The sequence below is a fragment of the Aeromonas sp. FDAARGOS 1418 genome, from assembly GCF_019048585.1.
GTDB classification, from domain to species: domain Bacteria; phylum Pseudomonadota; class Gammaproteobacteria; order Enterobacterales; family Aeromonadaceae; genus Aeromonas; species Aeromonas caviae.
In genome coordinates this window covers 1,305,634-1,329,163 of the sequence record NZ_CP077387.1, presented here as the reverse complement: position 1 = coordinate 1,329,163, position 23,530 = coordinate 1,305,634, and the positions used below count along the sequence as shown (strand labels likewise).

19 protein-coding genes and 6 tRNA genes are annotated in these 23,530 nt (G+C 56.5%); 3 read left to right on the top strand and 22 right to left on the bottom strand.

Going from position 1 to position 23,530, the window contains the following annotated elements:
- Positions 1-9: 9 nt before the first annotated feature.
- A complete protein-coding gene (locus I6L48_RS06405; RefSeq protein WP_010672956.1) occupies positions 10-675 on the top strand; it encodes a DedA family protein in 666 nt (221 codons plus the stop codon).
- Between the two features lie 136 nt (positions 676-811).
- The gene (gene pbpG, locus I6L48_RS06400) at positions 812-1,639 is read left to right on the top strand and encodes a D-alanyl-D-alanine endopeptidase (RefSeq protein ID WP_041214408.1); all 828 of its coding nucleotides are present in this window, start codon (positions 812-814) and stop codon (positions 1,637-1,639) included.
- A 329-nt stretch (positions 1,640-1,968) separates the two neighbouring features.
- Here the strand turns inward: pbpG and I6L48_RS06395 are convergent.
- The 12 genes from I6L48_RS06395 to pncC form a co-directional block, all read right to left on the bottom strand.
- Positions 1,969-2,045: transfer RNA gene (locus I6L48_RS06395), tRNA-Arg, on the bottom strand.
- A gap of 27 nt (positions 2,046-2,072) precedes the next feature.
- Positions 2,073-2,149 (bottom strand) — tRNA-Arg (locus I6L48_RS06390).
- A gap of 27 nt (positions 2,150-2,176) precedes the next feature.
- Positions 2,177-2,253: transfer RNA gene (locus I6L48_RS06385), tRNA-Arg, on the bottom strand.
- A 25-nt stretch (positions 2,254-2,278) separates the two neighbouring features.
- A tRNA-Arg gene (locus I6L48_RS06380) sits at positions 2,279-2,355 on the bottom strand.
- 94 nt (positions 2,356-2,449) lie between these two features.
- Positions 2,450-2,526, bottom strand: a tRNA-Arg gene (locus I6L48_RS06375).
- Between the two features lie 4 nt (positions 2,527-2,530).
- A tRNA-Ser gene (locus I6L48_RS06370) sits at positions 2,531-2,623 on the bottom strand.
- 212 nt (positions 2,624-2,835) lie between these two features.
- Positions 2,836-3,024: a carbon storage regulator CsrA gene (gene csrA, locus I6L48_RS06365; RefSeq protein ID WP_005315760.1), complete on the bottom strand. Its 189-nt coding sequence runs from the start codon at positions 3,022-3,024 to the stop codon at positions 2,836-2,838.
- Between the two features lie 93 nt (positions 3,025-3,117).
- Positions 3,118-4,365, bottom strand: a complete 1,248-nt coding sequence (locus I6L48_RS06360) for an aspartate kinase (RefSeq protein WP_113069578.1) — start codon at positions 4,363-4,365, stop codon at positions 3,118-3,120.
- A 16-nt stretch (positions 4,366-4,381) separates the two neighbouring features.
- Positions 4,382-7,006 carry an alanine--tRNA ligase gene (gene alaS, locus I6L48_RS06355; protein ID WP_113069577.1) on the bottom strand — a complete coding sequence of 875 codons (2,625 nt, stop codon included), beginning with the start codon at positions 7,004-7,006 and terminating at the stop codon, positions 4,382-4,384.
- Positions 7,007-7,285: 279 nt separating this feature from the next.
- Positions 7,286-7,792, bottom strand: a complete 507-nt coding sequence (locus tag I6L48_RS06350; protein ID WP_113069576.1) for a regulatory protein RecX — start codon at positions 7,790-7,792, stop codon at positions 7,286-7,288.
- A gap of 41 nt (positions 7,793-7,833) precedes the next feature.
- Positions 7,834-8,898: a recombinase RecA gene (gene recA, locus I6L48_RS06345; protein ID WP_043154135.1), complete on the bottom strand. Its 1,065-nt coding sequence runs from the start codon at positions 8,896-8,898 to the stop codon at positions 7,834-7,836.
- Between the two features lie 80 nt (positions 8,899-8,978).
- The gene (gene pncC / locus I6L48_RS06340; RefSeq protein ID WP_042014980.1) at positions 8,979-9,470 is read right to left on the bottom strand and encodes a nicotinamide-nucleotide amidase; all 492 of its coding nucleotides are present in this window, start codon (positions 9,468-9,470) and stop codon (positions 8,979-8,981) included.
- 199 nt (positions 9,471-9,669) lie between these two features.
- Here pncC and I6L48_RS06335 point away from each other — a divergent pair, with 199 nt between their 5' ends.
- On the top strand, positions 9,670-10,077 hold the full coding sequence (locus I6L48_RS06335; RefSeq protein WP_010672817.1) for a Spy/CpxP family protein refolding chaperone: 408 nt from the start codon (positions 9,670-9,672) through the stop codon (positions 10,075-10,077).
- Positions 10,078-10,666: 589 nt separating this feature from the next.
- Here the strand turns inward: I6L48_RS06335 and I6L48_RS06330 are convergent.
- The 10 genes from I6L48_RS06330 to I6L48_RS06285 form a co-directional block, all read right to left on the bottom strand.
- Positions 10,667-10,798 carry a hypothetical protein gene (locus tag I6L48_RS06330; RefSeq protein ID WP_216987876.1) on the bottom strand — a complete coding sequence of 44 codons (132 nt, stop codon included), beginning with the start codon at positions 10,796-10,798 and terminating at the stop codon, positions 10,667-10,669.
- A gap of 495 nt (positions 10,799-11,293) precedes the next feature.
- The gene (locus I6L48_RS06325; RefSeq protein ID WP_113069575.1) at positions 11,294-13,078 is read right to left on the bottom strand and encodes an AAA domain-containing protein; all 1,785 of its coding nucleotides are present in this window, start codon (positions 13,076-13,078) and stop codon (positions 11,294-11,296) included.
- A gap of 1 nt (position 13,079) precedes the next feature.
- Positions 13,080-13,454: a hypothetical protein gene (locus I6L48_RS06320; protein WP_113069574.1), complete on the bottom strand. Its 375-nt coding sequence runs from the start codon at positions 13,452-13,454 to the stop codon at positions 13,080-13,082.
- Between the two features lie 8 nt (positions 13,455-13,462).
- On the bottom strand, positions 13,463-14,686 hold the full coding sequence (locus I6L48_RS06315) for a hypothetical protein (RefSeq protein WP_113069573.1): 1,224 nt from the start codon (positions 14,684-14,686) through the stop codon (positions 13,463-13,465).
- Positions 14,687-14,691: 5 nt separating this feature from the next.
- A complete protein-coding gene (locus I6L48_RS06310; RefSeq protein ID WP_113069572.1) occupies positions 14,692-16,707 on the bottom strand; it encodes a hypothetical protein in 2,016 nt (671 codons plus the stop codon).
- A gap of 419 nt (positions 16,708-17,126) precedes the next feature.
- Complete coding sequence (locus tag I6L48_RS06305) at positions 17,127-17,267, bottom strand: hypothetical protein (protein ID WP_164882072.1); 141 nt, start codon at positions 17,265-17,267, stop codon at positions 17,127-17,129.
- 76 nt (positions 17,268-17,343) lie between these two features.
- On the bottom strand, positions 17,344-18,024 hold the full coding sequence (locus tag I6L48_RS06300; protein ID WP_113069571.1) for a hypothetical protein: 681 nt from the start codon (positions 18,022-18,024) through the stop codon (positions 17,344-17,346).
- A 325-nt stretch (positions 18,025-18,349) separates the two neighbouring features.
- Complete coding sequence (locus I6L48_RS06295) at positions 18,350-18,892, bottom strand: hypothetical protein (protein WP_113069569.1); 543 nt, start codon at positions 18,890-18,892, stop codon at positions 18,350-18,352.
- 168 nt (positions 18,893-19,060) lie between these two features.
- Positions 19,061-22,162 (bottom strand): type I restriction endonuclease subunit R, encoded by a 3,102-nt coding sequence (locus I6L48_RS06290; RefSeq protein ID WP_216987875.1) that lies wholly within the window; start codon positions 22,160-22,162, stop codon positions 19,061-19,063.
- A 40-nt stretch (positions 22,163-22,202) separates the two neighbouring features.
- The gene (locus I6L48_RS06285; RefSeq protein WP_225159651.1) at positions 22,203-23,525 is read right to left on the bottom strand and encodes an McrC family protein; all 1,323 of its coding nucleotides are present in this window, start codon (positions 23,523-23,525) and stop codon (positions 22,203-22,205) included.
- Positions 23,526-23,530 lie beyond the last annotated feature (5 nt).

Below are 23,530 nucleotides of genomic sequence, written 5' to 3'. Positions count from 1 at the left end.
TTTGCATGTATGGAGCAGTTTTACCACCTGGCTCACGCCTTTATGCATCAGGATCTGGCGACACTCTCTGATCCCAAGATGGTCTTCATGGTCTATGTCGTCCTGCTGACCTTCCTGGTGCTCGAGAATGGCTTTATCCCCACCGCCTTCCTGCCAGGGGATACCCTGCTGATCCTGACCGGCGTGCTGATCTATCAGGGGGTGTTGCCGATGGCGGTGGTCCCGCTGCTGATCATGGCGACCTTCGTCGGTACCTGGCTTGGCTACATGCAGGGGCGTTTCCTCGGCCACACCCGGATGTATCACAGGCTGATGTCCCACCTCGATGACAAGCACAAGGAGAAGGTGCACTACCTGCTCAACAAGTACGGCATCATCACCCTGATCACCGCCCGCTACATCGCCTTCGTGCGTACCGCCTACCCCTATATCGTCGGCGCCAACGAGATCCCCCAGGGGCGCTTCCTCGTGGTCAACCTGATCAGCTCCATCATGTGGATCTGCCCCCTGGTCGGGCTGGGTTACTACCTGAGCCACACCAAGCTGGCCGCGCAGTATGAGTCCCAGTTTCTCAGCGTCATTCTCTACCTGCCGGTCGTGCTGCTGGTGGGCGGCCTCATCGCTCTGGTCTGGCGCTGGTGGAGCAGACGCAAGCCCGGCGTCTCCAGAGAGTGAGACAAACCACAGGGTCGCCCACAGGCGGCCCTTTTTTATGGAAAATAGTGGCGAATTCCCCCAGCTCGCTCTTGTAAAGCAGGGGCAAAAATGAGTGAATCTAGCGCCTTTTTTCGCTGTGGATGGAGTTGGTTGTATGGGGTGTTGGATTCGCGCAATCGCGCTGGTAGGTGGATTGATGGGACTGCTGGGTTCGCAGACAGCCCTGGCGACCCCCGACCCGGCCAAGCTGCAGCTCAAGTCGGGCAGTGCCCTGGTGATGGACGTCAACACCGGCAAGACCCTGTATCAGAAAAACCCCACCCGGGTGCGCCCCATCGCCTCCCTCACCAAGCTGATGACGGCGCTGGTGGTGCTGGATGCACGCCAGAACCTCAATCAGACCCTGACCATCGATCAGAACGACAGGGACAACATCAAGCACACCTATTCACGGGTGCGCATGGGCACCCAGGTCAGCCGCCGCGACGCCCTGCATCTGGCGCTGATGTCCTCCGAGAACCGCATGGCATCGGCGCTTGCCCGCCACTACCCGGGGGGTCGCCAAGCCTTCATCCGCGCCATGAACAACAAGGCCAGACAGCTCGGCATGCGCAACACCCGCTACTATGACTCCACCGGTCTCTCCACCCGCAACGTCTCCACCGCCCAGGATCTGGCCAAGCTCCTCTCTGCGGCCTATCGACAGCCGCTGATCCGTGAATTCACCCAGGACACCAGCAGGGAGATGCGCTTTCGCAAGCCGGCCTACAGCCTGATGTTCAACAATACCAACCCCCTGGTGAAGAACCCGGACTGGGATGTACGCCTCTCCAAGACAGGCTATACCGACGAAGCGGGTCGCTGCCTGCTGATGCGTGCCAAACCGGATCGTCAGGAGCTCGCCATCGTACTGCTCAACTCGGTGGGCAAACGCACCCCTGTCGGGGATGCCAACCGCATCCGCAAGTGGCTGAAAAGCTGATTCTCTCCACGAAGACATGAAAGGATGCCGCGGCATCCTTTTTTATTGCCAGCCAAACGCCTTAGCAGGCCGCCAGAGGGCGCCAGCCCCGTACAGCATAGATGCGCATGGTTCGGGCCCCCAGGTCGCCACAGGCACGGCCACGGGATGCGTCAGCAGCCTGCCAGGCAAGACACGTGGAGAGTGGTGACCCGGGGGCACGTGCAGCAAGGGGGAACCGTCCCCCGTGGGAGCGTCAGGGAGAAGGACACGAGAGAGGCAACCCCATGATGGGGAGGAGGATATCGCCCATAAAAAAACAGCCCCGACTGACGTCGAGGCTGTCTGTATGGTGCGCCCGAGAGGATTCGAACCTCTGACCACCTGGTTCGTAGCCAGGTACTCTATCCAGCTGAGCTACGGGCGCTCACAACTTGTTGCACTGCTTGAAATATGGTGCGCCCGAGAGGATTCGAACCTCTGACCACCTGGTTCGTAGCCAGGTACTCTATCCAGCTGAGCTACGGGCGCTCATAAATTGTTGCACTGCTTTAAACATGGTGCGCCCGAGAGGATTCGAACCTCTGACCACCTGGTTCGTAGCCAGGTACTCTATCCAGCTGAGCTACGGGCGCTCATAAATCATTGTATTGCTTGAAATGGTGCGCCCGAGAGGATTCGAACCTCTGACCACCTGGTTCGTAGCCAGGTACTCTATCCAGCTGAGCTACGGGCGCCCTGTTTTCAAACGATAAAAAAAGCTTACTCAACAGTAAGCCTTCTTTAGTGTCGACTTGCTGATGGTCAACACATGACTCCAAGAGTCAAATATGGTGCGCCCGAGAGGATTCGAACCTCTGACCACCTGGTTCGTAGCCAGGTACTCTATCCAGCTGAGCTACGGGCGCAAAATGGCGGAGAAGGGGGGATTCGAACCCCCGATGCGGGTATAAGCCGCATACTCCCTTAGCAGGGGAGCGCCTTCAGCCTCTCGGCCACCTCTCCGTTTGCGGGGCTGATAATACTTCACAGGGATTTTTAGTCAAACACTTTTTTGGAGAAAACAGAGCGTTCGCTCAGCATTTGGCCAAAGAGTGGAATATTCAAGCAATATCGACACTTACCCAGTAGTTTCGGGCTCTGCAGGCCGATTTGCTGGCCCCTGAAAAACAAAAGGCGACATCCGGGATGTCGCCTTCAGGCAGCCATGAAATGGCTTAGAAATTCGGTTGGCCCGGGACTTTCTCGGCCTGTATCCGCATGTAGATCTCTTCGCGGTGTACGGAAACCTCTTTCGGTGCATTCACACCGATACGAACCTGGTTCCCTTTTACGCCCAGTACGGTAACGGTTACTTCGTCACCAATCATCAGGGTTTCCCCTACACGACGAGTCAAAATAAGCATTCGCTTGCTCCTGTATCCTGTTTTGTATTTATATCGATATGCGCCATTATCTTACAAAGATACCGATATGGTAAATGGTTGAAACTAAATCAATCAGGGATTGTTTCCCAAGGGCTGCTCATTAGGCTCTTGATCCAACCCGAACGCCGAGTGCAACGAACGCACGGCCAGCTCCAGGTACTTCTCGTCAATCACCACGGATATCTTGATTTCAGAGGTGGAGATCAGCTGCATGTTGATCCCTTCCTCACCCAATACCTTGAACATGGTGCGCGCTACACCAGGATGATTCCACATGCCGACCCCGACGATGGAGACCTTGGCGATCTCTCCGTTGCCCTGCACGCAGGCGGCCCCCAGCTCGCTGGCGGTCTCCTCCAGCAAGGCGCGGGCCCGGCGATAATCATCGCGATTCACCGTGAAGGTGAAATCGGCGGTGCCATCCCCCATGGTGTTCTGCACTATCATGTCGACATCTATGTTGGCGTCGCTGATCGGATTCAGGATCTGCGCGGCCACGGTCGGCCTGTCCGGCACACCCAGAATGGTCAGGCTGGCCTCGTTGCGATTGAACGCAATGCCGGATACCAGGGGTGCTTCCATCCTCTCACCTCCATATGTGATTAAGGTTCCCTCTCCGTCGACGAAACTCGACAGCACCCTTAGCGGCACGCGGTACTTGCCCGCGAACTCGACCGAACGGATCTGCAACACCTTGGCTCCGAGACTCGCCATCTCGAGCATCTCCTCGAAGGTGATGGTATCGAGGCGACGCGCCTTGGGCTCGATGCGCGGATCCGTGGTATAGACCCCATCCACATCGGTAAAGATCTGGCATTCATCGGCCTTGATGGCTGCCGCCACGGCAACCGCCGTGGTGTCCGACCCGCCCCGTCCCAGGGTAGTGATGGCATTGTGCTCATCACGGCCCTGGAAGCCGGCGATCACCACCACCCTGCCCGCACCCAGCTCGGCCTGAACCTGCTCGGTGTCGATGTGGGTGATGCGCGCCTTGCCATGGGCGGAATCGGTGTGGATGCGAACCTGATCACCGGTCATCGAGACCGCCGGACAACCGCGCTTGTTGAGCGCAATCGCCAGCAGTGCAATGGTGACCTGCTCACCGGTGGAGACCAGCACATCCATCTCGCGCCGGTTGGCATCCGGATCCAGCTGCTGGGCCATGCCCAGCAACCGGTTGGTTTCGCCCGACATGGCAGAGACCACCACCACCACGTCATGTCCCTGGGCACGGGTCAGTTGAACCCGCTCAGCAACTGCCTCGATCCGCTCCAGCGTGCCGACCGAGGTGCCACCGTACTTCTGTACATAGAGTGCCACAGATCACCTCGCCCGCTTACAGGCGCTCTTCCAGCCAGGAGTGAACGGATTGCAGCGCCGCCGGCACCGCCTCAGGCTGGGTACCACCCGCCTGTGCCATGTCGGGACGACCACCGCCCTTGCCACCCACCTGCTGGGCCACCAGATTGACTAGCTCACCAGCTTTGACCTTGCCTGTCAGGTCATTGGTCACGCCCGCGATCAGGTTGACCTTGCCATCACTGCTGGTTGCCAGCAGCACGACACCGGATTTCATCTGGTTCTTCAGCTCGTCCAGCATACCGCGCAGGGATTTGGGGTCGACCCCTTCCAGGGCGGCAACCAGCACCTTCTGGCCATTGATGTCGATGACCTGGCTCAGCAGGTCGTTACCCGCCTGCGCCGCCAACTTGGCCTTGAGCTGTTCCAGCTCGCGCTCCATCATCTTGGCCTTGTCCAGTACCTGGCGAACCTTGTCGGCGATGGAGAACTGATCGCCCTTCACCAGCGCGGCGGCCTCTTCGATCTGTTCACCCAGCTGGTGCATCAGATCGATGGCGCTCTTGCCGGTGACCGCTTCGATACGGCGCACGCCAGCCGCGATGCCGCTCTCGGCAATGATCTTGAAGAAGCCGATGTCACCGGTGCGCTTGGCGTGAGTACCGCCGCACAGCTCGGTGGAGTAGTCGCCCATGCGTACCACGCGCACATCGTCTTCATATTTCTCGCCAAACAGCGCCATGGCACCGGCTGACTTGGCCTCTTCCAGCCCCATCAGCTGGGTGGCCACCTCGTGGTTGGCACGGATCTGGGCGTTGACGAGCTCCTCGATCCGGCGAATGGTCGCCATGGTCAGCCCTTCGAAGTGGGAGAAGTCGAAGCGCATGCGCTCGGCGCCCACCAGGGATCCTTTCTGGGTCACGTGCTCACCCAGCGCCTGGCGCAAGGCCGCGTGCAGCAGGTGAGTCACGGAGTGGTTAAGGGCGATGGCCTGACGACGGTCGCCATCGACCACGGCCTCGACCTCGGCTCCCTTCTCCAGGGTACCCAGTTCCAGATAGCCCTTGTGGATGATCGCCTGGCCCGCTTTCTGGGTGTCGGTGACGGCGAAGATGCCGTCATCCACCTTGAGGATTCCGCTGTCACCCACCTGACCGCCGGACTCCGCATAGAAGGGGGTCTCCGCCAGCACGATCACTGCCTCTTCACCGGCGATGAGGCCATTGACCTCGACACCATCCTTGTAGATACCGACCACCTGGGTGTTCTGGCTCAGTTGCTTGTAACCGGTAAAGGGGGTCTCGAAATCGAGCTTCAGCACGTCGTTGTAGTTCACGCCGAAACTGGAAGCCTCTTTCGCACGGGCGCGCTGCTTCTCCATCTCAGCCTTGAAGCCCTCTTCGTCGATGCCGATCTCGCGCTCGCGCACCACGTCGGCGGTCAGGTCGGCCGGGAAGCCGTATGTGTCATAGAGCTTGAACACCACTTCACCTGGGATCACCTTGGCATCACCGAGGTTGGCCAGGGCGTCTTCCAGCAGCAGCAGACCTCTGTCCAGCGTGCGGACGAACTGCTCCTCCTCGATGCGCAACACTCGCTCGACCAGCGGCAGCTGGGCGATCAGTTCCGCCGCCACATCCTTCATCTGTACGGCCAGCTCGGCAGCCAGCTTATAGAAGAAGACGTCGGTAGCACCCAGCTTGCGGCCGTGACGCACGGCGCGGCGGATGATGCGGCGCAGCACGTAGCCGCGACCTTCATTGGAGGGCATGACACCGTCAGCCACCAGGAAGGCGCAGGAACGGATGTGGTCCGCAATGACGCGCAGGGACTGGTTGCTCAGATCCGTGGTGCCGACAATCTCGGCCGCCTTCTTGATCAACGCCTGGAAGATATCGATCTCATAGTTGGAGTGCACCCCCTGCATGATGGCGGAGATACGCTCCAGACCCATGCCGGTATCCACGGACGGACGGGGCAGCGGCTCCATGGTGCCGTCAGCCTGACGGTTGAACTGCATGAAGACCACGTTCCAGATCTCGATGAAGCGGTCGCCATCCTCTTCCGGTGAACCGGGAGGGCCACCCCAGATGTGATCGCCGTGGTCGTAGAAGATCTCGGTGCAGGGACCGCATGGGCCGGTATCGCCCATGGCCCAGAAGTTGTCGGATGCATAAGGAGCACCCTTGTTGTCACCGATGCGCACGATGCGATCGGCCGGCACGCCGACCTCTTTTTCCCAGATGTCGAAGGCTTCGTCATCAGTCGCGTAGACGGTCACCAGCAGGCGCTCTTTGGGCAGCTTGAGGGTACCGGTCAGGAATTCCCATGCAAACCGGATAGCGTCCTGTTTGAAGTAGTCACCGAAGCTGAAGTTGCCCAGCATCTCGAAGAAGGTATGGTGACGGGCGGTATAGCCGACGTTTTCCAGGTCATTGTGCTTGCCGCCAGCCCGCACGCAACGCTGGGCCGTGGTGGCACGGTGATAGGCACGCTTGTCGGCGCCAAGGAACACGTCCTTGAACTGGTTCATCCCTGCGTTGGTGAACAGCAGGGTCGGATCGTTGTGCGGTACCAGCGAGCTGGAAGAGACAACCTGGTGTCCCTGGGTGCGGAAATACTCGAGAAACGCAGCGCGAATCTCTGACGTGGACATGTACATGGAAAATCCTGCTTGATTCGAATACGGACTTTTAACCGCATTAATGTAAGTTTTCTGCAGGGTAAAGTAAAACGTGGGGACCCTTGGCGGGTGAAATAGCCCCCAAGGGGCCAGCGTTTGGCAGCAGCACCCGCAAGCACGTCGCAACAGGGGGGCTTCGGGATGCCTCGCTCGACCACAGGGCCACCATTGACAGACCCGGCGAAGGGCTGATATTCCCCACCAGCCGCACCGCACACCAAGGGAACTCCTGCCCATAGGTCCAGCCTCGGCGCGCCACTATTGCTCACCTTGCATGGCTGAGAGGGCGTAACGGGCTTGCTCCTGGGTAAAACCACGCCCCATCAGATATTTGAGCCACTTCATGCGCAGTTTGAAGTCGGCAAAGTCGGTCGCCTTTGCCCGACGCGATAACAACGCAAGCGCCAGTTCGAACCAGTCGAGCTCGGGTTGATCGAGGGCCGCCTCGATCTGGGTGTCATCCAGCCCCTTGCGACGCAGGTCGAAGCGGATCCTGAGCGGACCATGGCCTTTGGCCGCACCGGCCCGCACCGCCATGGCACCGTAACGATCGTCATTGACCCAGTCATAGCCACGGCAATGGTCGAGTACAACGGCGACCACCTCCTCCTCGAATCCCTTCTGACGCAGGCGTCTGGCCAGCTCGGATTCCGCACTTTCGCGGCGGGCAAGACTGCGCATGGCAAAGGTGCGGGCGGCGGCGACCTGCTCTTCAAAGGTCAATTCGACGGGCTCGCCCGGCTCGTTCACTGATTCATCCACCATAAACAACAAGGCCGGGTATCAACCCGGCCTTTCCTCATTCCTTATTCGAACTCTTGTTCGTTTTCGGCTTCAAACTCGGCGTATTCGGCAGCCGTGGCCTTCTCCTCCACCGGCGCGGCGCCGGAGAGCAGCAGCTCGCGCAGCTTCACTTCCACCTCGGCAGCCAGTGCCTTGTTTTCGGAGAAGAGCTTCATCACGTTGGCTTTACCCTGGCCGATCTTCTCGCCGTTGTAGCTGTACCAGGCACCCGCCTTGTCGATCAGCTTGTGCTTGACGCCGAGATCCACCAGCTCGCCCTCCTTGGAGATACCGGCACCATAGAAGATCTGGAACTCAGCCTGCTTGAAGGGTGGCGCCACCTTGTTCTTGACGACCTTGACGCGGGTCTCGTTACCGACCACTTCGTCACCCTCCTTGATGGCGCCGGTACGACGGATGTCCAGGCGCACGGAAGCGTAGAACTTCAAAGCGTTACCACCGGTGGTGGTCTCCGGGCTGCCGAACATGACGCCAATCTTCATCCGGATCTGGTTGATGAAGATGCACAGGCAGTTGGCGTTCTTGATGTTGGCGGTCAATTTACGCAGCGCCTGGGACATCAGACGAGCCTGCAGGCCGACGTGGGAGTCGCCCATCTCCCCTTCGATCTCCGCTTTCGGGGTCAGGGCCGCCACGGAGTCGACGATGATGACGTCGACGGCATTGGAGCGCACCAGCATGTCGCAAATCTCCAGTGCCTGTTCACCGGTATCCGGCTGGGAGATGAGCAGGTCGTCAACGTTGACGCCCAGCTTGGCGGCATAGATAGGATCCAGTGCGTGCTCCGCATCGACGAAGGCACAGGTTTTGCCCTTCTTCTGGGCTTCGGCGATCACCTGCAGGGTCAGCGTAGTTTTACCGGACGATTCCGGACCGTAGATCTCGACGATACGACCGCACGGCAGACCACCGATCCCCAGCGCCACGTCCAGAGAGAGAGAGCCGGTGGAGATGGCTTCGATATCCATGGTCTTGCTGTCGCCCAGACGCATGATGGAGCCTTTGCCAAACTGCTTTTCGATCTGGCCCAGCGCAGCCGCCAGTGCCTTCTGTTTGTTCTGATCCATGCCAATCTCCGCTGGGAATCGTGAGTAAGAAGTGAAGTTGGGCTAAGTATACTGTTTATGCATACAGTATCAAGCCCAATTTATTTGAGCAGTGCCAGGAGTCCGGACAAGGCCTGTCTGACCGCCTGCTGGCGCACCTGATGGCGATCCCCATCGAAACGGGCAAGCAGGGAGTGGTGACGACCGGTACGATCTGCCCAGGCAAACCAGACAGTGCCGACCGGTTTCTCCTCGCTGCCACCACCAGGCCCGGCGATACCGCTGATGGCCACGCAGATACCCGCATCGGAGCGAGCCAGGCAGCCCCGGGTCATCTCCAGCACCACGGGTTCGCTGACGGCGCCGTGGCGCAACAGGCTGTCGATGCTGACACCGAGCATCTGCTGTTTGGCTTCGTTGGTGTAGGTCACGAAACCGCGATCGAACCAGGCCGAGCTGCCGGCAGTATCCGTGATGGCAGTGGCAACCCCGCCGCCGGTGCAGGATTCCGCCGTGGCGGCAAGCCAGCCTCTGACCAGCAGTGCCTCGCCCAGTTCCCGGGATAAGCGGGAGATCTCTGCTTCAAGTCCCATCATCGCGTCCTCTTCCGGCCTCTTCCAGGCGAAATATGGCGCTCATTATGCAGTTGCCCCGCTCCTCGGGCAACCGACCCCGGGGCCACTGCGTCAGCAAGTTGTCGTCGCTTAAGCTCCAGTACATGGCTGCTCGTTATCATGTTCCAACACCGCCATGCATGCGGTTTCCATCCCATCAGACCAAGGAGAAAGCCGGATGAAGCATCCGTTCAACGTCGCCATGACCGCCCTCGCAATGTGTATCGCCACCCATGCCTTTGCCACCGAGGGTACCGCCGAGCTGCAGAGCGAGACCACCCTGGCCCAGGAGCTGAACCTCTCCAGCGCGCAGGTGGAGCAGATCAAGGGGCTGCGCGAGCAGGCCACCAGGGAGCTGGGCTCAATCAAGCTCGACGCAATCGGCCAGGACGTCATCGTCAACATGATCAAGTCCGGCAAATGGGATGAAGTGGCGGCGAGAAAGCAGTTGCAGACCATCAGCGACGTACAGGCCGAGGCCCGCTACCATCGCGCCCACTACCTGTTCGAGGTGAGCCGGGTGCTGACACCCGAGCAGAAAGCCAAGCTGCACGAGATGCTGAGCGGCGACGAAGCCATGTACTGAGGGCGACACTCTCCCCGCTCTCCCATCCCCGCATCCGTGCGGGGATGCTATTTCTCCTCCCCCATGCCTCTTCTGGGCCAGGCTCCCCTCAGGCCACTCTGATCAGCATCATCCGGATGCACAGATCTGCGACGGGATGCCGGCTTTGCCCCCAAGACGGAGATTCCTCCTCACCATCTTGCCTCGAGCATGTAGAATGGCCCCCAGATTCAGACCCATGACGGCAGACGTTTGCCCGCAAGAGCACCTTCTGGAATAGCACATGACAGCACAATACCAAGCGCCAGGCGCCAACTTGAGCGCCCACACCCCCATGATGCATGGGTGTATTTTCATTGATAAATATAAAGTTTTTCACAATTAAAATAAAAACCCACAATTAAACCTACACTACCATACCCCTCCCCCAATCTCATCTCCCCCTTTCATGATTGGTATTCTCTTGAGACACTATGTCTCACCACTGCTTTGCATCTTCACTCCGAACCTTTAAGCCAGAAGCAACAAATGGAGGCTCGCTGGCCCCCTAGCACACATAGTTCCCCTCCTTAATAGGCCGCAATCCCCGTGAGCGGCAGCTTGCGAGGCGCTATTCGTAGTAGAACTTCACGGTCGCGCCATCTTCCTTGACCTGCTGCATGCCATTGACGTGGATGTAGACACCAAAAACGGCGCGGGTGTCACGGTCTTCACTCGATACCGGTGTACCCGGTAAGGGCACAAAGGTGGCCTTGGATAGGAGCTCGCGCATCACCCGTGTGGCAAAGCAGGTTATGGTGATGCTCTTACCACTGCCTGGGGATGCCACACCACGCCCCCGTTCTGACAACCACTAGGACGAGAGGCATTGACATTGGCAACCGGCCCGATGACAGAACACACCGCATGGAACTGATGATAACCAGCGATCTTCTTTGCCAGCGGACCATCGCCGTCAAAGAGCTCGAAGAAAGGCAGGTACAGACTTTTCCGCCTGTTTACGTTCAACCTGCGGGCTAGTTGCATCCAATGTGATCAACTCGATTCGTAGCGATGACCAGTAGAAACCGACCCAAAGCCGCCGTAGTAACAGGCAGATACCGGCCAAGGTGAATATCCAAAGGGATCAGGTAGCGGTATGCTGACTACGCCAATCATCGATTGACGTTGAGCAAAGCTCAATTACCCCCCATACCGCAAGGTCAGCATCTCGTGTCAGTGAAAACGGGGATTTTTATTAGAAGCCAGTCGTCGGGAACTCTGCAAGTAGCCATTCAACGTCCACTACGCCAAGACTCAGCAGCGCGTTCAGTACATTAATATTCTTGCTTTTTATGTACTTCATATCTCCAATTAAATAGACGGCATCACGTGCGCGAGATATGGCCACATTCATTCTGCGTGGATCAGCATAGAAGGTCGCTGGCCCTGTTGTGCGTACGAATGAGAAGAAAACTATGTCAGCTTGGCGTCCTTGAAATGCATCAACCGTATCCACTTCGACGGCCAAGCACTCTCGGATGTCTAGCTTGTTTATCGCTTCTCTTAGAGCCCGACACTGTGCCCGATAAGGCGTAATCACAGCAACGCTGAGTTTACGTTGCTTGGATTTAGCTATCTTGAGTTTACGGCGGGAACATATCTCGACTAAGCAGTGCGTGATGATCTCGATTTCGCGTTGATTTTCAAGCACGCCGCCATACTCGATGGGTACTCGATAGCCGCGAGAATCGTATGTTAACCAGCCAAAGTGCGTGAAATCGTGATCGGTATCCTCACGGTGGTTTCTGAGGTTTCCGTTGTAGAAGTTTTTTGAAATGAAAGAGCCGATGTGGGGCAACATGCGGTACTGTTTGCTCAGTTGGCCTTTCATGTTGGGCGGAAAGTGCTCGAAGATCTTGTCGATCACTCCATCCTTGATTAGCCGAGCTTTTGCCTCAGCCAGGGTATCCAGCGCGTCACTCTCTTCTTCGCAGAACGTCGGAGGCAGTTGCTTGTGATCTCCAACTAAGATGCACTTGCGGCCAACAGACATGGCCATGATCCACTCAGGCAAGGTTGCTTTGGAACATTCGTCAACAATGACCAAATCAAAGTCTTCGCTATCCTCATCGAGCAGGTGATCGATCTGGTTGCAAGTGACGCCAATGACCTGATGGTTGTCAGCTAGGTTCTTGAACTGCCAGCGCGGGACTTTCATCACACCGTTCTCGATCTCACCTTGCTCGAGGACATTGAAGAGCACATTAGTGAGCTGGGGAGCAAACTGCAATGCCTGATTCCACACTTCGTTTGCGCGGATCTCAGCTGCCGTACCAGCCGTGTGCTTCGATTCGTACTCAGTGATGGCGTAGCGCGGATAGCGTATTGTCTTCGAGTGAATAGACTCGTCCCCGATGAGGCACAGGCGGTCCAGTGCATTATCGACAGCCACGTGCGTCTCCGAAGCAACCAGAATGCGCGCATTCGGTTTCGCTTTGAGTGTCTGCAGAATCATCTCCACGATCGCGGTGGTCTTGCCCGTTCCCGGCGGGCCCTGCAGGAAGTACAGATCCTCAGTGGACATAGCGCTATTGATGATCTCGAAAGCATTGTCACGGGCATCGTTGTAGTCTTTCTGAATGGGCGCACCGATCTTCAGTGCCATATCGTCGAGAGCCATAAACTGATTGGCTTCGGCAATGAGCTCTTTGACCTTATACTCGGCCTCTTTGCTCGGCTGGGAGCGCTGGCGGCTAGAATCGGTCCCATTAAATCCAATGTTTTCCTCCCCCCCCAAGCTCTTATTGCTGTAGTAGTGATGTAGCAGCCGGTTGTGGTTGATATTGCTGTTGACACCCTGTCGGAAGCGGATCAGATACTTGATCTGACGCTCGTACTTGACGCACGTCCGCCGGTCATCTTTAGACAGCTCCAAGACTTTGGTTAGGTACTCCAGCCAGTCATCAAGGTGGTCAATGAAGTCGAAGACGCGGCCTTCTGGCATGGATTGGAACTGCTTGTTGTTGTTCTTGTGATCCATATCAGTTAACCGTAGCCTTTAGGAGTGTTTCTACTCCAGCTGGATTGTTCAAACCAAGGTTTATAATGATGCTGCGTATCAGCTTGGTTTTGTCCTCATCTTCCGCTACTAGGATAGGAAGTACGATGGGCTTGCCGATGAGCTCTTCTACAATAGCCATATCTGAGTTGATGCAGAGCATACCCATATTCAAGTCAATCATGTTGGCTGAGAACAGCGCATCAAGGGCCAGCAAAATTCTGGATTTGGAGAACTGAGGCAGCGCGCGAAGGAGTTGGTCACGTGAGGTGTAACCAAGGCGCACCGCGTAGCAAACAGCCAAGATCGGCTCTTTGATATTGCGTTTGCGCCAATCAAAAGTGATTTCGGTTTTCATATGGAGGCTTATCTGTTCTTGTTATTGAGCTGATAGTGCTTGCGGCGGTCTTCTAGAGTACTAACCCCGATGGCGCGGTGCACGTCGAAGTCCTGGCCCATGCGAAAGATCTCTACGATGCGGCGAATGCTCTCGTCCGGCTGCAATGAGGCGAACTTATCCAGCATGTCTTTAACTTCATTGACTCGTGCATAGAGCACTTTGCGGGCACTGGTGATTTCAATGCGTCTCTTACCAACTTCTTGGCGCTTGTGGAATAGCTTATCCCGCGTAACCTTGTCTTCATTGAAGGTAGAGTAATCACCACGCTTACGGCATTCATCAATTTTGGTACGAATGTCCTGGAAGTCTTTTGAAAGTTCATTGAACACGTCTTGGACTTCTTTCTGAATATCTGCAGTGCGTTTGTGCACAGTGATCAGCTTTGGAATGGTTACCGTGCCTTCAATTTCGGCGATCCAAGTGTTGGCCAGCCAACTTTCTGTAGTGGCAGAACCAAAGTGATCACTGAACCTATCTTTGATCTGACCAAAGATTTCACTGCACTTTTTGTAATGGTCGTTGAGCTCGGCCTTTTGGAATTTGTGCTTATCAATGAGCTCTCGTAAAGAATGAGTCAACTTGTCACGTTCGTGGCGCCACTCCTTGATCTCCATGCGTAGCGTCGTTGCATGGCTCTTCAAACGTTTTAGATCGTAACTGATAGATTCGCTGCGGCTCTTTTGACTGTTGCTCACCTGGCGTACAGTGCGCTCAATGAAGGTGGAAATAACAGGGATGGGGCGATCATTGATCATATGTCGCCACTCATTCCGTTCATTGCGCTGGGTAAGCTTGTTCAGCTCCAACTGTAAGGCAGTAATGTAGTCCAGCATATGGCGCTTAGTCGTGATTCGTTCGGAGAGCAGTTGAATCTTCTGCTCAACAATAGATATGTTCATCCAAGAATCAAAGCAGACAAACATCTTGTCTTGGAAGTCACCCAGATGGGGCACATAGGATTCCGCCAAACCCAGTTGCTTATTCATGAGCGCAATGAATTCCTTGAGCTCGGTATCGCGCTTTTTCTTGTACGCAGCGACTTGAGCCCGGTAATCATCTGACTGAGCCTTCAGGCGCTCTATTGCAGCCTTCTCGTGTTGATCTACTTTACGGATCAGTGCGTTTGTCTTTGCCGTTTCTTTTTCTAGCGAGCGACCGCAGAAAAAATGCATTATTTTCTTAAAAATCATAGTGATTACGCCTGCAGCAAGAACTCGAATGCCTGGTCGAATCCAGTGATAGCGGGAAGAATCAAGTCCACCCGATCTTTCAGCGCGCCATCGAGCTGCTGCTTGAGCTGAAGATCCTCAGCACTGTTGGACAATCCTTGATCAACCATCGCATTCAGGTGTTCAATCTCCTTCATGTAGGAGTCGATGCGGACACGATCCTGTTCTAACTTCTGCTTTTCGGCGGTTATCAAGTTGGTCTCGTCTTGATACTGTTTGATCACAGGAGTGAACAACAGGTAGTTCAGCTCCAGATGCTTGTCTAGACTGGTGCGCATCTCGCCAAATTTTTCAGTTGCTTGGGTGATAACTTCGCGCTTCACTTGCTCATACTGCAGATCCATTGCGTGGATCTGGTGCTTGAACTGCTCCATCATTTCTTCCATCTGCCTGCGCTCTGCCTGATCGATCTGATCGAAGCGACTGTACATGTCCGCTTGGATGGATCTGAGCTGGCCCTTTCGAGTGCTGTACTCGGAAAGCACCGAGATCGCACCGGCGAATGGGATGCAATCGGTCCAAGCGAACTTGTTTTCTGACAAGGTGCCAACCGAAGTCGCGTACTGGGTCAGGGTAATTTGCCCAGATTCAAGCTTAGAAGCAGCTTCCGAGATGTCCTTAATCGCGAACTTGGACCCAACGCTCTGGAAGTGGCCAACAAACGATCCAATCGCAAGCGAGAACCCGATGGCGAACACAGCGCCGAGAGCAATAGGTCCTAGAGCGCCCAGCGTGGTTCCCAGTACCGCCGTCGATGACACACTGGAAGCAATAAACTGCCCAAGGAACGCTGAGGCTGGCGCCGCCAGTCCGGTAGCGCACGTAGTGCCCACAATTTGGATGGTGCTACCAATGGAAAAAGATGCGAACTCGATGCTGTCGATTTCGCTATTGCAGAATTTGTAGAGGTTTTCACCAAGCGAGAGCGCGATGGCCACGGTTGCTGCTGCCACATTTCCTTTAGTCAATTGCTGGCCAATGCTCCCCCCCATAGACGAAGCACCGGCCTTAACAGCAGCACCACCTGCTGTTTTTGCAGCGGCCTTAGAGGCTGCTTGTGTCGCGGCATCAGCCATCATCTGGCCAAGATGCTGCACACCGGTTACAGCTACAGCACGGCCAGCCCCTTTGAGTGCACTGAACACAATGTTCTGTGCCACCTCCATGCAACGTTCTTTGGTCATCGGCTCGTTGCTGCTCAAAATGCCGTACAGCTCGCCTGCTGCGGCAAATGTGGCTCCCGACAATGCGCCAGACTTAGCAGCATTACGGTACTGCATGCCATTGAACTCGGCCCTGACCCGTGTAGTTTCCTTGTAGTCAGGCCCCTCCCCCTCTTCTTTTGCGTCCTTGGCCAGCTCTTCAGCGCTGCCCGCGCCCTTACGATTAAGCCCTGTGCTTTGAATATTCTGATCGTCGTTGGAAGAAATCCTATCGGTAGCCTTGTCTGCCGTGTCTTTATAGCTATCCGCGACTTCAGGACGGTTCCCCTCCGCCTTGGCTGCGCGCTTGGATGCTGCATCTTTAACATCCTTAACCTGATCCTTGGGGACAACCTTGCCAACGGAGTCGTACTTCTTTGGGGACAGAGCTGCAGCTGTAGAGTCCCCATCCTTGTAAAACTTCACCTGATAGTCGTGGCTACCGTTTGGAGTGTTTACACGAATATCGGCCACAGGGTCATTGACCTGGCCTACATCGAGCGTAGCGTTGTAGTTGAGCTGCCCCTTGGCGGCTGCTTCAACGTTGAATGAGCCCACATGGTGAGCTTCAGCAGTGAACCCCTGCTGCACATCTAGAGATTGATTTCTCAAGTCACCACTTTTGGCAGTGACAGATTTCATAATTCCAGTCTTGTAATCAGCGAGTGCCTTATTAAGTGCATCGCCCTGAAGCTGGTTAAAGCCGCCAAGAGCAAAGGTGTAGCCAAAATCTATACTCTCCGACTTTCGCTTGGAGTTTTTATCTTTTGAGGGAGACATAAATCTCTTCAATATGGTTGTTTGAAGGAGTGACTCGGATGCGATTTAGCATTTGAACTAACTGTGCACGAATAGAGAGGGCGAGAACAGTCGACCAACTAAATCTAGCAGAATAGGCTGGTATTTTGATAGTGGCAAGCACTTGGCAGTGGGCCCGTATTGCCCCCGTTTAAAGAGCAACAGCAAAGAACATGAGCAAAAAGAACGGGGGGCTCATTGCCCCCCGTGTTTAGGTCACTCTTCGTCCTCATCATCGGGACGTTCGTCATATCCCCGGCTCTGCCAGTAAGCATCATGCTCGGGGTTTAACTGACGTGAATGGTTATCGTCGTCATCTTTTTTGGACATCACAGGCTCCATGCCGTTATGGTCAACCAAGCCATGGCAATGCACTTCCGCATGCCAAGGCAGAAATGCTGTTACTTACGATTCGGGTTCATTTCCTTGCCACGATTCCCCTGATTCTGGTCGTACTGACGATTGGTCCCAGGTGAGCCAGCATTTTTATTCTGCATGTTGGCGGCATTATCTGCGGGTTTGATGGGGGATAGCTTTGACATAGAAGACTCCTTGAACGTTGATGGCCGTCAGTGCAACGTTGTACTGACAAGACTCATCATCAATCAGTGCAATGCACTAAAAAGCCCTCCCAAATAAAAAATCGACAGTTTCGGAGAATTCTTTTGCGACGCCATATTCCGCATCGATATGCAGAGCAAGTTTAACCAGTTCACTTGGTTCTTTTTCAGCAGCCAAGATGATGTGAAGTGCATGCCGTGCTGCAACATCCAACTCGCCATCCAAGTAGCTACGTAGCATGAGGTCTGACCGAGAAAGGCTGGCACTACGAGCAACGTTACAGCTCAATAGCTCCACATTCCCCTCCAATAAGGCCTGTGGTAACACCTCAAATGGGTTATCCAATTTGTTTTTTCGGAGGTCTATATCAGGTGTCGCAAGCACATTGACGAAGGTTGCTGCATTCACGTTCAAATGGACAAGCTCCAACAACGATTGTCGATTCATCACGATTAGGTCAGCAAATGTTGCTGCTTTTCTCCGTGCCTCTGCATTAACAAAGATCGATTTAACCATGGCTGGATCAGGGAAAATCGCTAGCAACAACGTTGCATTAAACAAAGTTGTTAGCTCGCACTCTGGTAGACTTCTGCGGTTTCGATGGGATATACGCTCGGCATCAACATGAATCAATCCATTGCGAACCAAGCTGTTCAACTGATCTTTAAGCTTGGGGAAGTCTCCCAACTTTAGTCCAAACAGGTCTCTGACTGCACCTGCCAAGGTGTATGGGCTCATGATTGACAAGCACCTCGTAACAGTGACTCCGTGGATGGAGGCAAGCTCTTCTCATCTTTGTAACCTGCAACGTATCGCGCCCGCTTTAACCAATCCCCCTCGCAATCATGACTCCGGTCATATTCATCGATCACGCCCTTGCAATAGCCAGCCCTTAATGCTTCAGACAGTGACGTCATCAAGGCGGCTTTGAACGTGTACTGCTGATTGTTCTCATATAGCTGAATAGCTTCGAAGCAACCTTCAATCAAAGCTGTTCGATTAGTCTCAGCCATCACCAACTTGGGTAACACCAGAATGAGTAATATTGGAACATAACGTAGCATCATCGTGGTTGCTCAACAGTGGAGGTAGAACGAAAGTGTTGAAAGCGAGGAGCTGCCAGATAGAGTGCCATCAGAAATAACAAACAGTCTAAGTGTTCATAGACTGCATCGTCGTGATACTCCCTTACATCGCCTACAAGCAACGTTGCATCAGCAACAAATATGATGCCTACAGTTGCAAGTTCGATCACGAATACCCACCCCCAATATTGCAATGGTCGCAACAGCCTTTGCCAATAGGGCGTTAAGCAATACTGGCAGTACCGCCAATAGCGCCAAAGCAGAAAAATCAGTAGCAGCAACGTTCCCTTTTCAACCATGTCCATATCAGCCACTCCCTCTCCATATTCGAAGATGGCCGCAAAGACCGTCCAAACATAGCCACCTCCAAGGCTCAACAACAGAAGCTGCCCAAACCAATGGCACAACCGCTGACACAAGCCCATAAGCTGGTTATCACAACGTTGTAGCAACGAAGGCAAACCGGCTGGTAACGCATCGCTATGTGGTGTCTGGGCCGATTCTGCGTGCAGAGTATTCATATGAGAGGGTCATCCTTGAACTGCATAACATTTCCAAATGGGCCGTTTTTTTGCTAAAAAACCGTTCGAGCAACTTGTGCGTCTTCACCACTGATGATCAGCTTATCAAAGCCCTGCCACATCAATGATGTGCGAAGGCTGGCCACCGCCTATAGCCATTCTTTTTCTTCAGACCCACGCCTCACACAGCGCCTCGGCTTGGGCCAGCACCAGTTGGGTGGCCTCCTCCTGGCTGTCGGGCGGATACTTGTACTTGCGCAGAATACGCCTGACCAACAGCCTCAACTTGGCCCGCACGCTCTCCCGGTTGTTCCAGTCCACTGTCACGCTGCTGCGCAGACTTGCCGTCAGCTCGTGGGCAATCTTGGCCAGGATCTCATCCCCAAGCGCCCTGACCGACGCCTCGTTGTTAGCCAGCGCATCGTAGAACGCCAGCTCGTCATCGTTGAGGCCGAGCTGCAGCCCGCGCTCACTGGCGCTGGAGAACTTCTTGGCCATCTCGATCAGCTCCTCGATAACCTGGGCAGTCTCGATGGAACGGTTCTGATAACGCTGGATCACCTTGGTCAACATCTCGGAGAACTTCTTCTCCTGCGTAAGATTGGTGGCGAACTTGGCTTTGATCTCCCCCTCCAGCAGCCTCTCAAGTAGCTCCACCGCTAGGTTGCGTTCCGGCAGATTGCGCACCTCGGCAAGGAAGTCGTCATCGAGCAGCCCGATGTTGGGCTTGTCGAGCCCCACAGCCTGGAACACATCCACCACCTCGCCCGACACCACGGCGTTGCCGATGATCTGCCGAATGGCCAGCTCCCGCTCCTCGTCGCTCTTCTTTTTGGCAGAGATCTCTTTCTTGGTCAGCAGCACCTTGACCGCCTGCAAGAAGGCCACCTCGTCGCGCACAGCTCTGGCCTCATCCAGAGTGCAGCAGAGACTGAACGCCTTGCTCATGGCCAGGGCGTTGTCAGCGAAGCGCTTCTTGCCATCCTCCAGTCCCAGCACATGGTTAGCCGCCCCGGCCAACATCTTGTGACCGCCGGTCAGGTAGTCGCCATAATCGAAACCGTGCAGCAGGGCCCGCAACACATCGAGCTTCTCCTCTAGCACCGCGTAGGCTTCGTGGGCATCCACCGTTGGCCGCCCACGTCCCTTGCTGCTGGTGTACTCCTTGATGGCTACCTTGAGCTCGCTGGCGATGCCGATGTAGTCCACCACCAGCCCACCCTGCTTGTCACGAAACACTCGGTTGACCCGAGCAATCGCCTGCATCAGGTTGTGGCCCTTCATCGGTTTGTCAACGTAGAGGGTGTGCATGCAGGGGGCATCGAAGCCGGTCAGCCACATGTCGCGAACGATCACCAGCTTGAGCGGATCGGCCGGGTCCTTGAAACGCGCTTCTAGCCGCTTCTTGACCTTGCCCGGATAGATATGGGGGCGCAGCAGCTGTTTGTCCGAGGCGCTGCCAGTCATCACGATCTTGATGGCCCCCTTTTCTGGGTCGGGATCGTGCCAGTCAGGGCGCAGCGCCACGATGGCATCATAGAGATGGGCGCAGATCTCGCGGCTCATCGCTACCATCATCCCCTTGCCGTCCTGCGCCTGACAGCGCTCCTCGAAATGGGCGACCAGATCGGCGGCCACCTGCCTGATGCGGGGCGTGCTGCCAACCACCTTCTCCAACGCCGCCCAACGCGACTTGAGCTTGGCCTGCTCGCTCTCTTCCTCGTCTTCGGCCAACTCCTCCACCTCATCGTCGATGTGGGGCAGCTCCTCCTGCTTGAGGGAGAGCTTGACCAACCGCGACTCGTAATAGATGGCGACGGTCGCCCCGTCCTCCTTGGCCTGCTGCATGTCGTAGATGTGGATGTAGTCGCCAAACACTGCACGGGTGTCGCGATCTTCGCCTGAGACCGGCGTACCGGTAAAGGCCACGAAGGTGGCATTGGGCAGCGCATCTCGCAGGTGCTGGGCATAACCCACCTGATACCGTGACGCACCTTCTGCCACGCCCGACTGGGCCACCTTGAGGGTGGCACCGAAGCCGTACTGGGTACGATGCGCCTCGTCGGCGATCACCACGATGTTGTGGCGCTCGGACAGCACCGGGAACAGATCCTCGTCCTCTCCCGGCATGAACTTCTGAATGGTGGTGAAGACAATGCCGCCGGAGGGCCGGTTGCCCAGCTTGGCCCGCAGATCACCGCGTGTGCCGACCTGCACCGGCTCCTCGCGCAGCAAGTCTTGGGATAGCGAGAAGACCCCGAACAGTTGGCCATCGAGGTCGTTTCGGTCGGTGATGACGACGATGGTCGGGTTATCCATCGCAGTCTCCTGCATGACCCGCGCCGCGAAGCAGGTCATGGTGATGCTCTTGCCGCTGCCCTGGGTGTGCCACACCACCCCCCCCTTGCGGGAGCCTTCGGGGCGCGATGCCAGCACCACCTGGGAGATGGCCAAGCACACGGCGTGGTACTGGTGATAACCCGCGATCTTCTTGACCAGGGCGCCGTCCTCTTCGAACAGCACGAAGTAGCGTAGGTAGTCGAGCAGCAGGGCCGGGGGCAGGATGCCGCGCACCAGTGTCTCCAGCTCACCGAACGGGCCAAAAGGATCGAGGGTGACCCCATCCACCGTGCGCCACTGCATGAAGCGCTCCGCATTGGCCGACAGCGACCCCATGCGCGCTTCGCTGCCATCGGAGATGACCAGGATCTCGTTGTACTGGAACAGGTCCGGGATCTGCGCCTTGTAGGTTTGCAACTGCTCGAACGCCTTCCAGATGTCTGCCTGCTCATCGGCGGGGTTCTTGAGCTCCAGCACCACCAGCGGCAGGCCATTGAGAAACAGAATGATGTCGGGGCGGCGGGTATGGTGGGGCCCCTTGATGGAGAACTGGTTGATGGCCAGCCACACATTGGCCATCGGATTGGCGAAGTCGGCGAGCCGCACATAGTCGCCCACTGTCTCTCCGCCCCGTTGGTACTCGACTTTCACCCCGTTCACCAGCAGGCGATGGAAGAGGCGGTTAGCCAGCAGTTGAGCCGGGGTATCTAGGTTGAGCACCTGGCGCACCGCGTCCTCGCGCGCCTGCGCTGGCACCTTGGGATTGAGCCGTTGCACCGCCTCACGCAGCACATCTTCCAGCACCACCTGGCGAAAGTCGCTGCGCCAGGGGTTATCCGAATCCGGGGCCACGTCGTAGCCGCAGACGGTGCGATAGCCCACCTCGGCCAGCCACCCCATCACCTCTTGTTCTAATTGGTCTTCGGTCATGTTCCATCACTCTGGTTCGTTAAGCGCACGGCCCGTTCTGTCACGCGCGTGACACCAGGCTGGCCATCAACTTGGTGCGCAGTGGCAGCGCCAATCCTGAAACGCCATCTCCCGCAGGCCACTCGGGCAACAACAGTCGATGCGTTGCCTGCGCGCCCAGCTCGAACGGAAGTACCCACAGCCTGAGCCGGTTATGGTTATCAAAACAAAACGGGGCGAGCGGAACCTTGAAACGCTGCCATGCCGGGTAGATCAACACCAGATCCCCCTGCCCGCCCAAGTACTTGTGGCCATAAGCAAACAGCTGGTAGAGGTCGCTCTGGCTGAGGCCATATTTGTCATCTCGGTCACCGCTATCGAGCCGCTTCCACTTGGCATCAAGCACCCACCGCTGTTTGCCATGGCTCAGCAGCAGGTCGGGCTGAAGCTGAAACATCGGCTTGCCCTGATGGGTACATAGATACTCACTGGATGCCTGCCTACTTAGCTCGGCCCCCGGCAGCAACTGTCGACGCAGGCACGCCTCCACATACCGCTCGAACAGCCGCTCCATGGGAAACAGCATGCTGATGCCGCGCCACTCCCCTCGCAGTGCCAGCGGCATGATGCGATGGAGGATCAACTCGCACCAGGGGCGCACATCCCGGTAGTGCGCCATCAAACGGTCATCGCGCCACTGTCTAAAGTCCCCCGTCACGTCGCGGCTCGCGGGCACCTCCACCAGAAGCTGCCGCAGCTCCTGAGCCAGGCGCCAGCTTTCCGGCTGCTGGGTGGCCTGCGCGACCTGCTCCAGCGCCAGCTTGAGCAGCCGGTTCTCGGCACGATCGGGCAGATAGAGGTCGTAGCGCAGCGCGAAGTGGTGCGCCCGACCCGGCGGCTGGCGCATCTGACGCGCCACATCGAGTTGGCCGCGCAAGAAGCGCTCTTCCCCCTCGATACGCTGGTAGTCGGAGCGGACCCCGCGCTTGATCATCTGCTGCAACGTCGCTAGGAAACGGGCCATCACCCACTCGCTGAGCGGGGCATCGAAGCGCTGTAGCGCCGCCTCCGGCATGGTGCGGGCAGGCAGGTCCAGGGCACACTCCAGCATCTGGCGCAGCAGCTGACGCCCCTGCTCGATGCTGTCCCCATCGCTGACCGTCTTGGGCAGGATCTCGATGAGTTGACCACTCGGGAGCTCGATGACCCCCACGTAGTTATCAAGCCGCAAGCACCGTAGGTCGAGCACCTCAACCAGCGGCGCCTCATTGGACGGAGCACCATCCTCCCCCTCTACCGCCAACACCCCGTCAGTGACCCGAAAACGGCGGCTCTGTTGGCACAGCCAATCGAAGTCATCGGCGCTGATATGGGCGCGCGCCAAGGTTG

Excerpts from the sequence above, each read along its gene's own strand:
- I6L48_RS06405 (WP_010672956.1), top strand. The coding sequence starts at position 10 with ATGGAGCAGTTTTACCACCTGGCTCACGCCTTTATGCATCAGGATCTG.
- pbpG (WP_041214408.1), top strand. The coding sequence starts at position 812 with ATGGGGTGTTGGATTCGCGCAATCGCGCTGGTAGGTGGATTGATGGGA.
- csrA (WP_005315760.1), bottom strand. The coding sequence starts at position 3,024 with ATGCTTATTTTGACTCGTCGTGTAGGGGAAACCCTGATGATTGGTGAC.
- alaS (WP_113069577.1), bottom strand. The coding sequence starts at position 7,006 with ATGTACATGTCCACGTCAGAGATTCGCGCTGCGTTTCTCGAGTATTTC.
- I6L48_RS06350 (WP_113069576.1), bottom strand. The coding sequence starts at position 7,792 with ATGGTGGATGAATCAGTGAACGAGCCGGGCGAGCCCGTCGAATTGACC.
- recA (WP_043154135.1), bottom strand. The coding sequence starts at position 8,898 with ATGGATCAGAACAAACAGAAGGCACTGGCGGCTGCGCTGGGCCAGATC.
- pncC (WP_042014980.1), bottom strand. The coding sequence starts at position 9,470 with ATGGGACTTGAAGCAGAGATCTCCCGCTTATCCCGGGAACTGGGCGAG.
- I6L48_RS06335 (WP_010672817.1), top strand. The coding sequence starts at position 9,670 with ATGAAGCATCCGTTCAACGTCGCCATGACCGCCCTCGCAATGTGTATC.
- I6L48_RS06325 (WP_113069575.1), bottom strand. The coding sequence starts at position 13,078 with ATGGATCACAAGAACAACAACAAGCAGTTCCAATCCATGCCAGAAGGC.
- I6L48_RS06320 (WP_113069574.1), bottom strand. The coding sequence starts at position 13,454 with ATGAAAACCGAAATCACTTTTGATTGGCGCAAACGCAATATCAAAGAG.
- I6L48_RS06315 (WP_113069573.1), bottom strand. The coding sequence starts at position 14,686 with ATGATTTTTAAGAAAATAATGCATTTTTTCTGCGGTCGCTCGCTAGAA.
- I6L48_RS06310 (WP_113069572.1), bottom strand. The coding sequence starts at position 16,707 with ATGTCTCCCTCAAAAGATAAAAACTCCAAGCGAAAGTCGGAGAGTATA.
- I6L48_RS06305 (WP_164882072.1), bottom strand. The coding sequence starts at position 17,267 with ATGTCAAAGCTATCCCCCATCAAACCCGCAGATAATGCCGCCAACATG.
- I6L48_RS06300 (WP_113069571.1), bottom strand. The coding sequence starts at position 18,024 with ATGAGCCCATACACCTTGGCAGGTGCAGTCAGAGACCTGTTTGGACTA.
- I6L48_RS06295 (WP_113069569.1), bottom strand. The coding sequence starts at position 18,892 with ATGAATACTCTGCACGCAGAATCGGCCCAGACACCACATAGCGATGCG.
- I6L48_RS06290 (WP_216987875.1), bottom strand. The coding sequence starts at position 22,162 with ATGACCGAAGACCAATTAGAACAAGAGGTGATGGGGTGGCTGGCCGAG.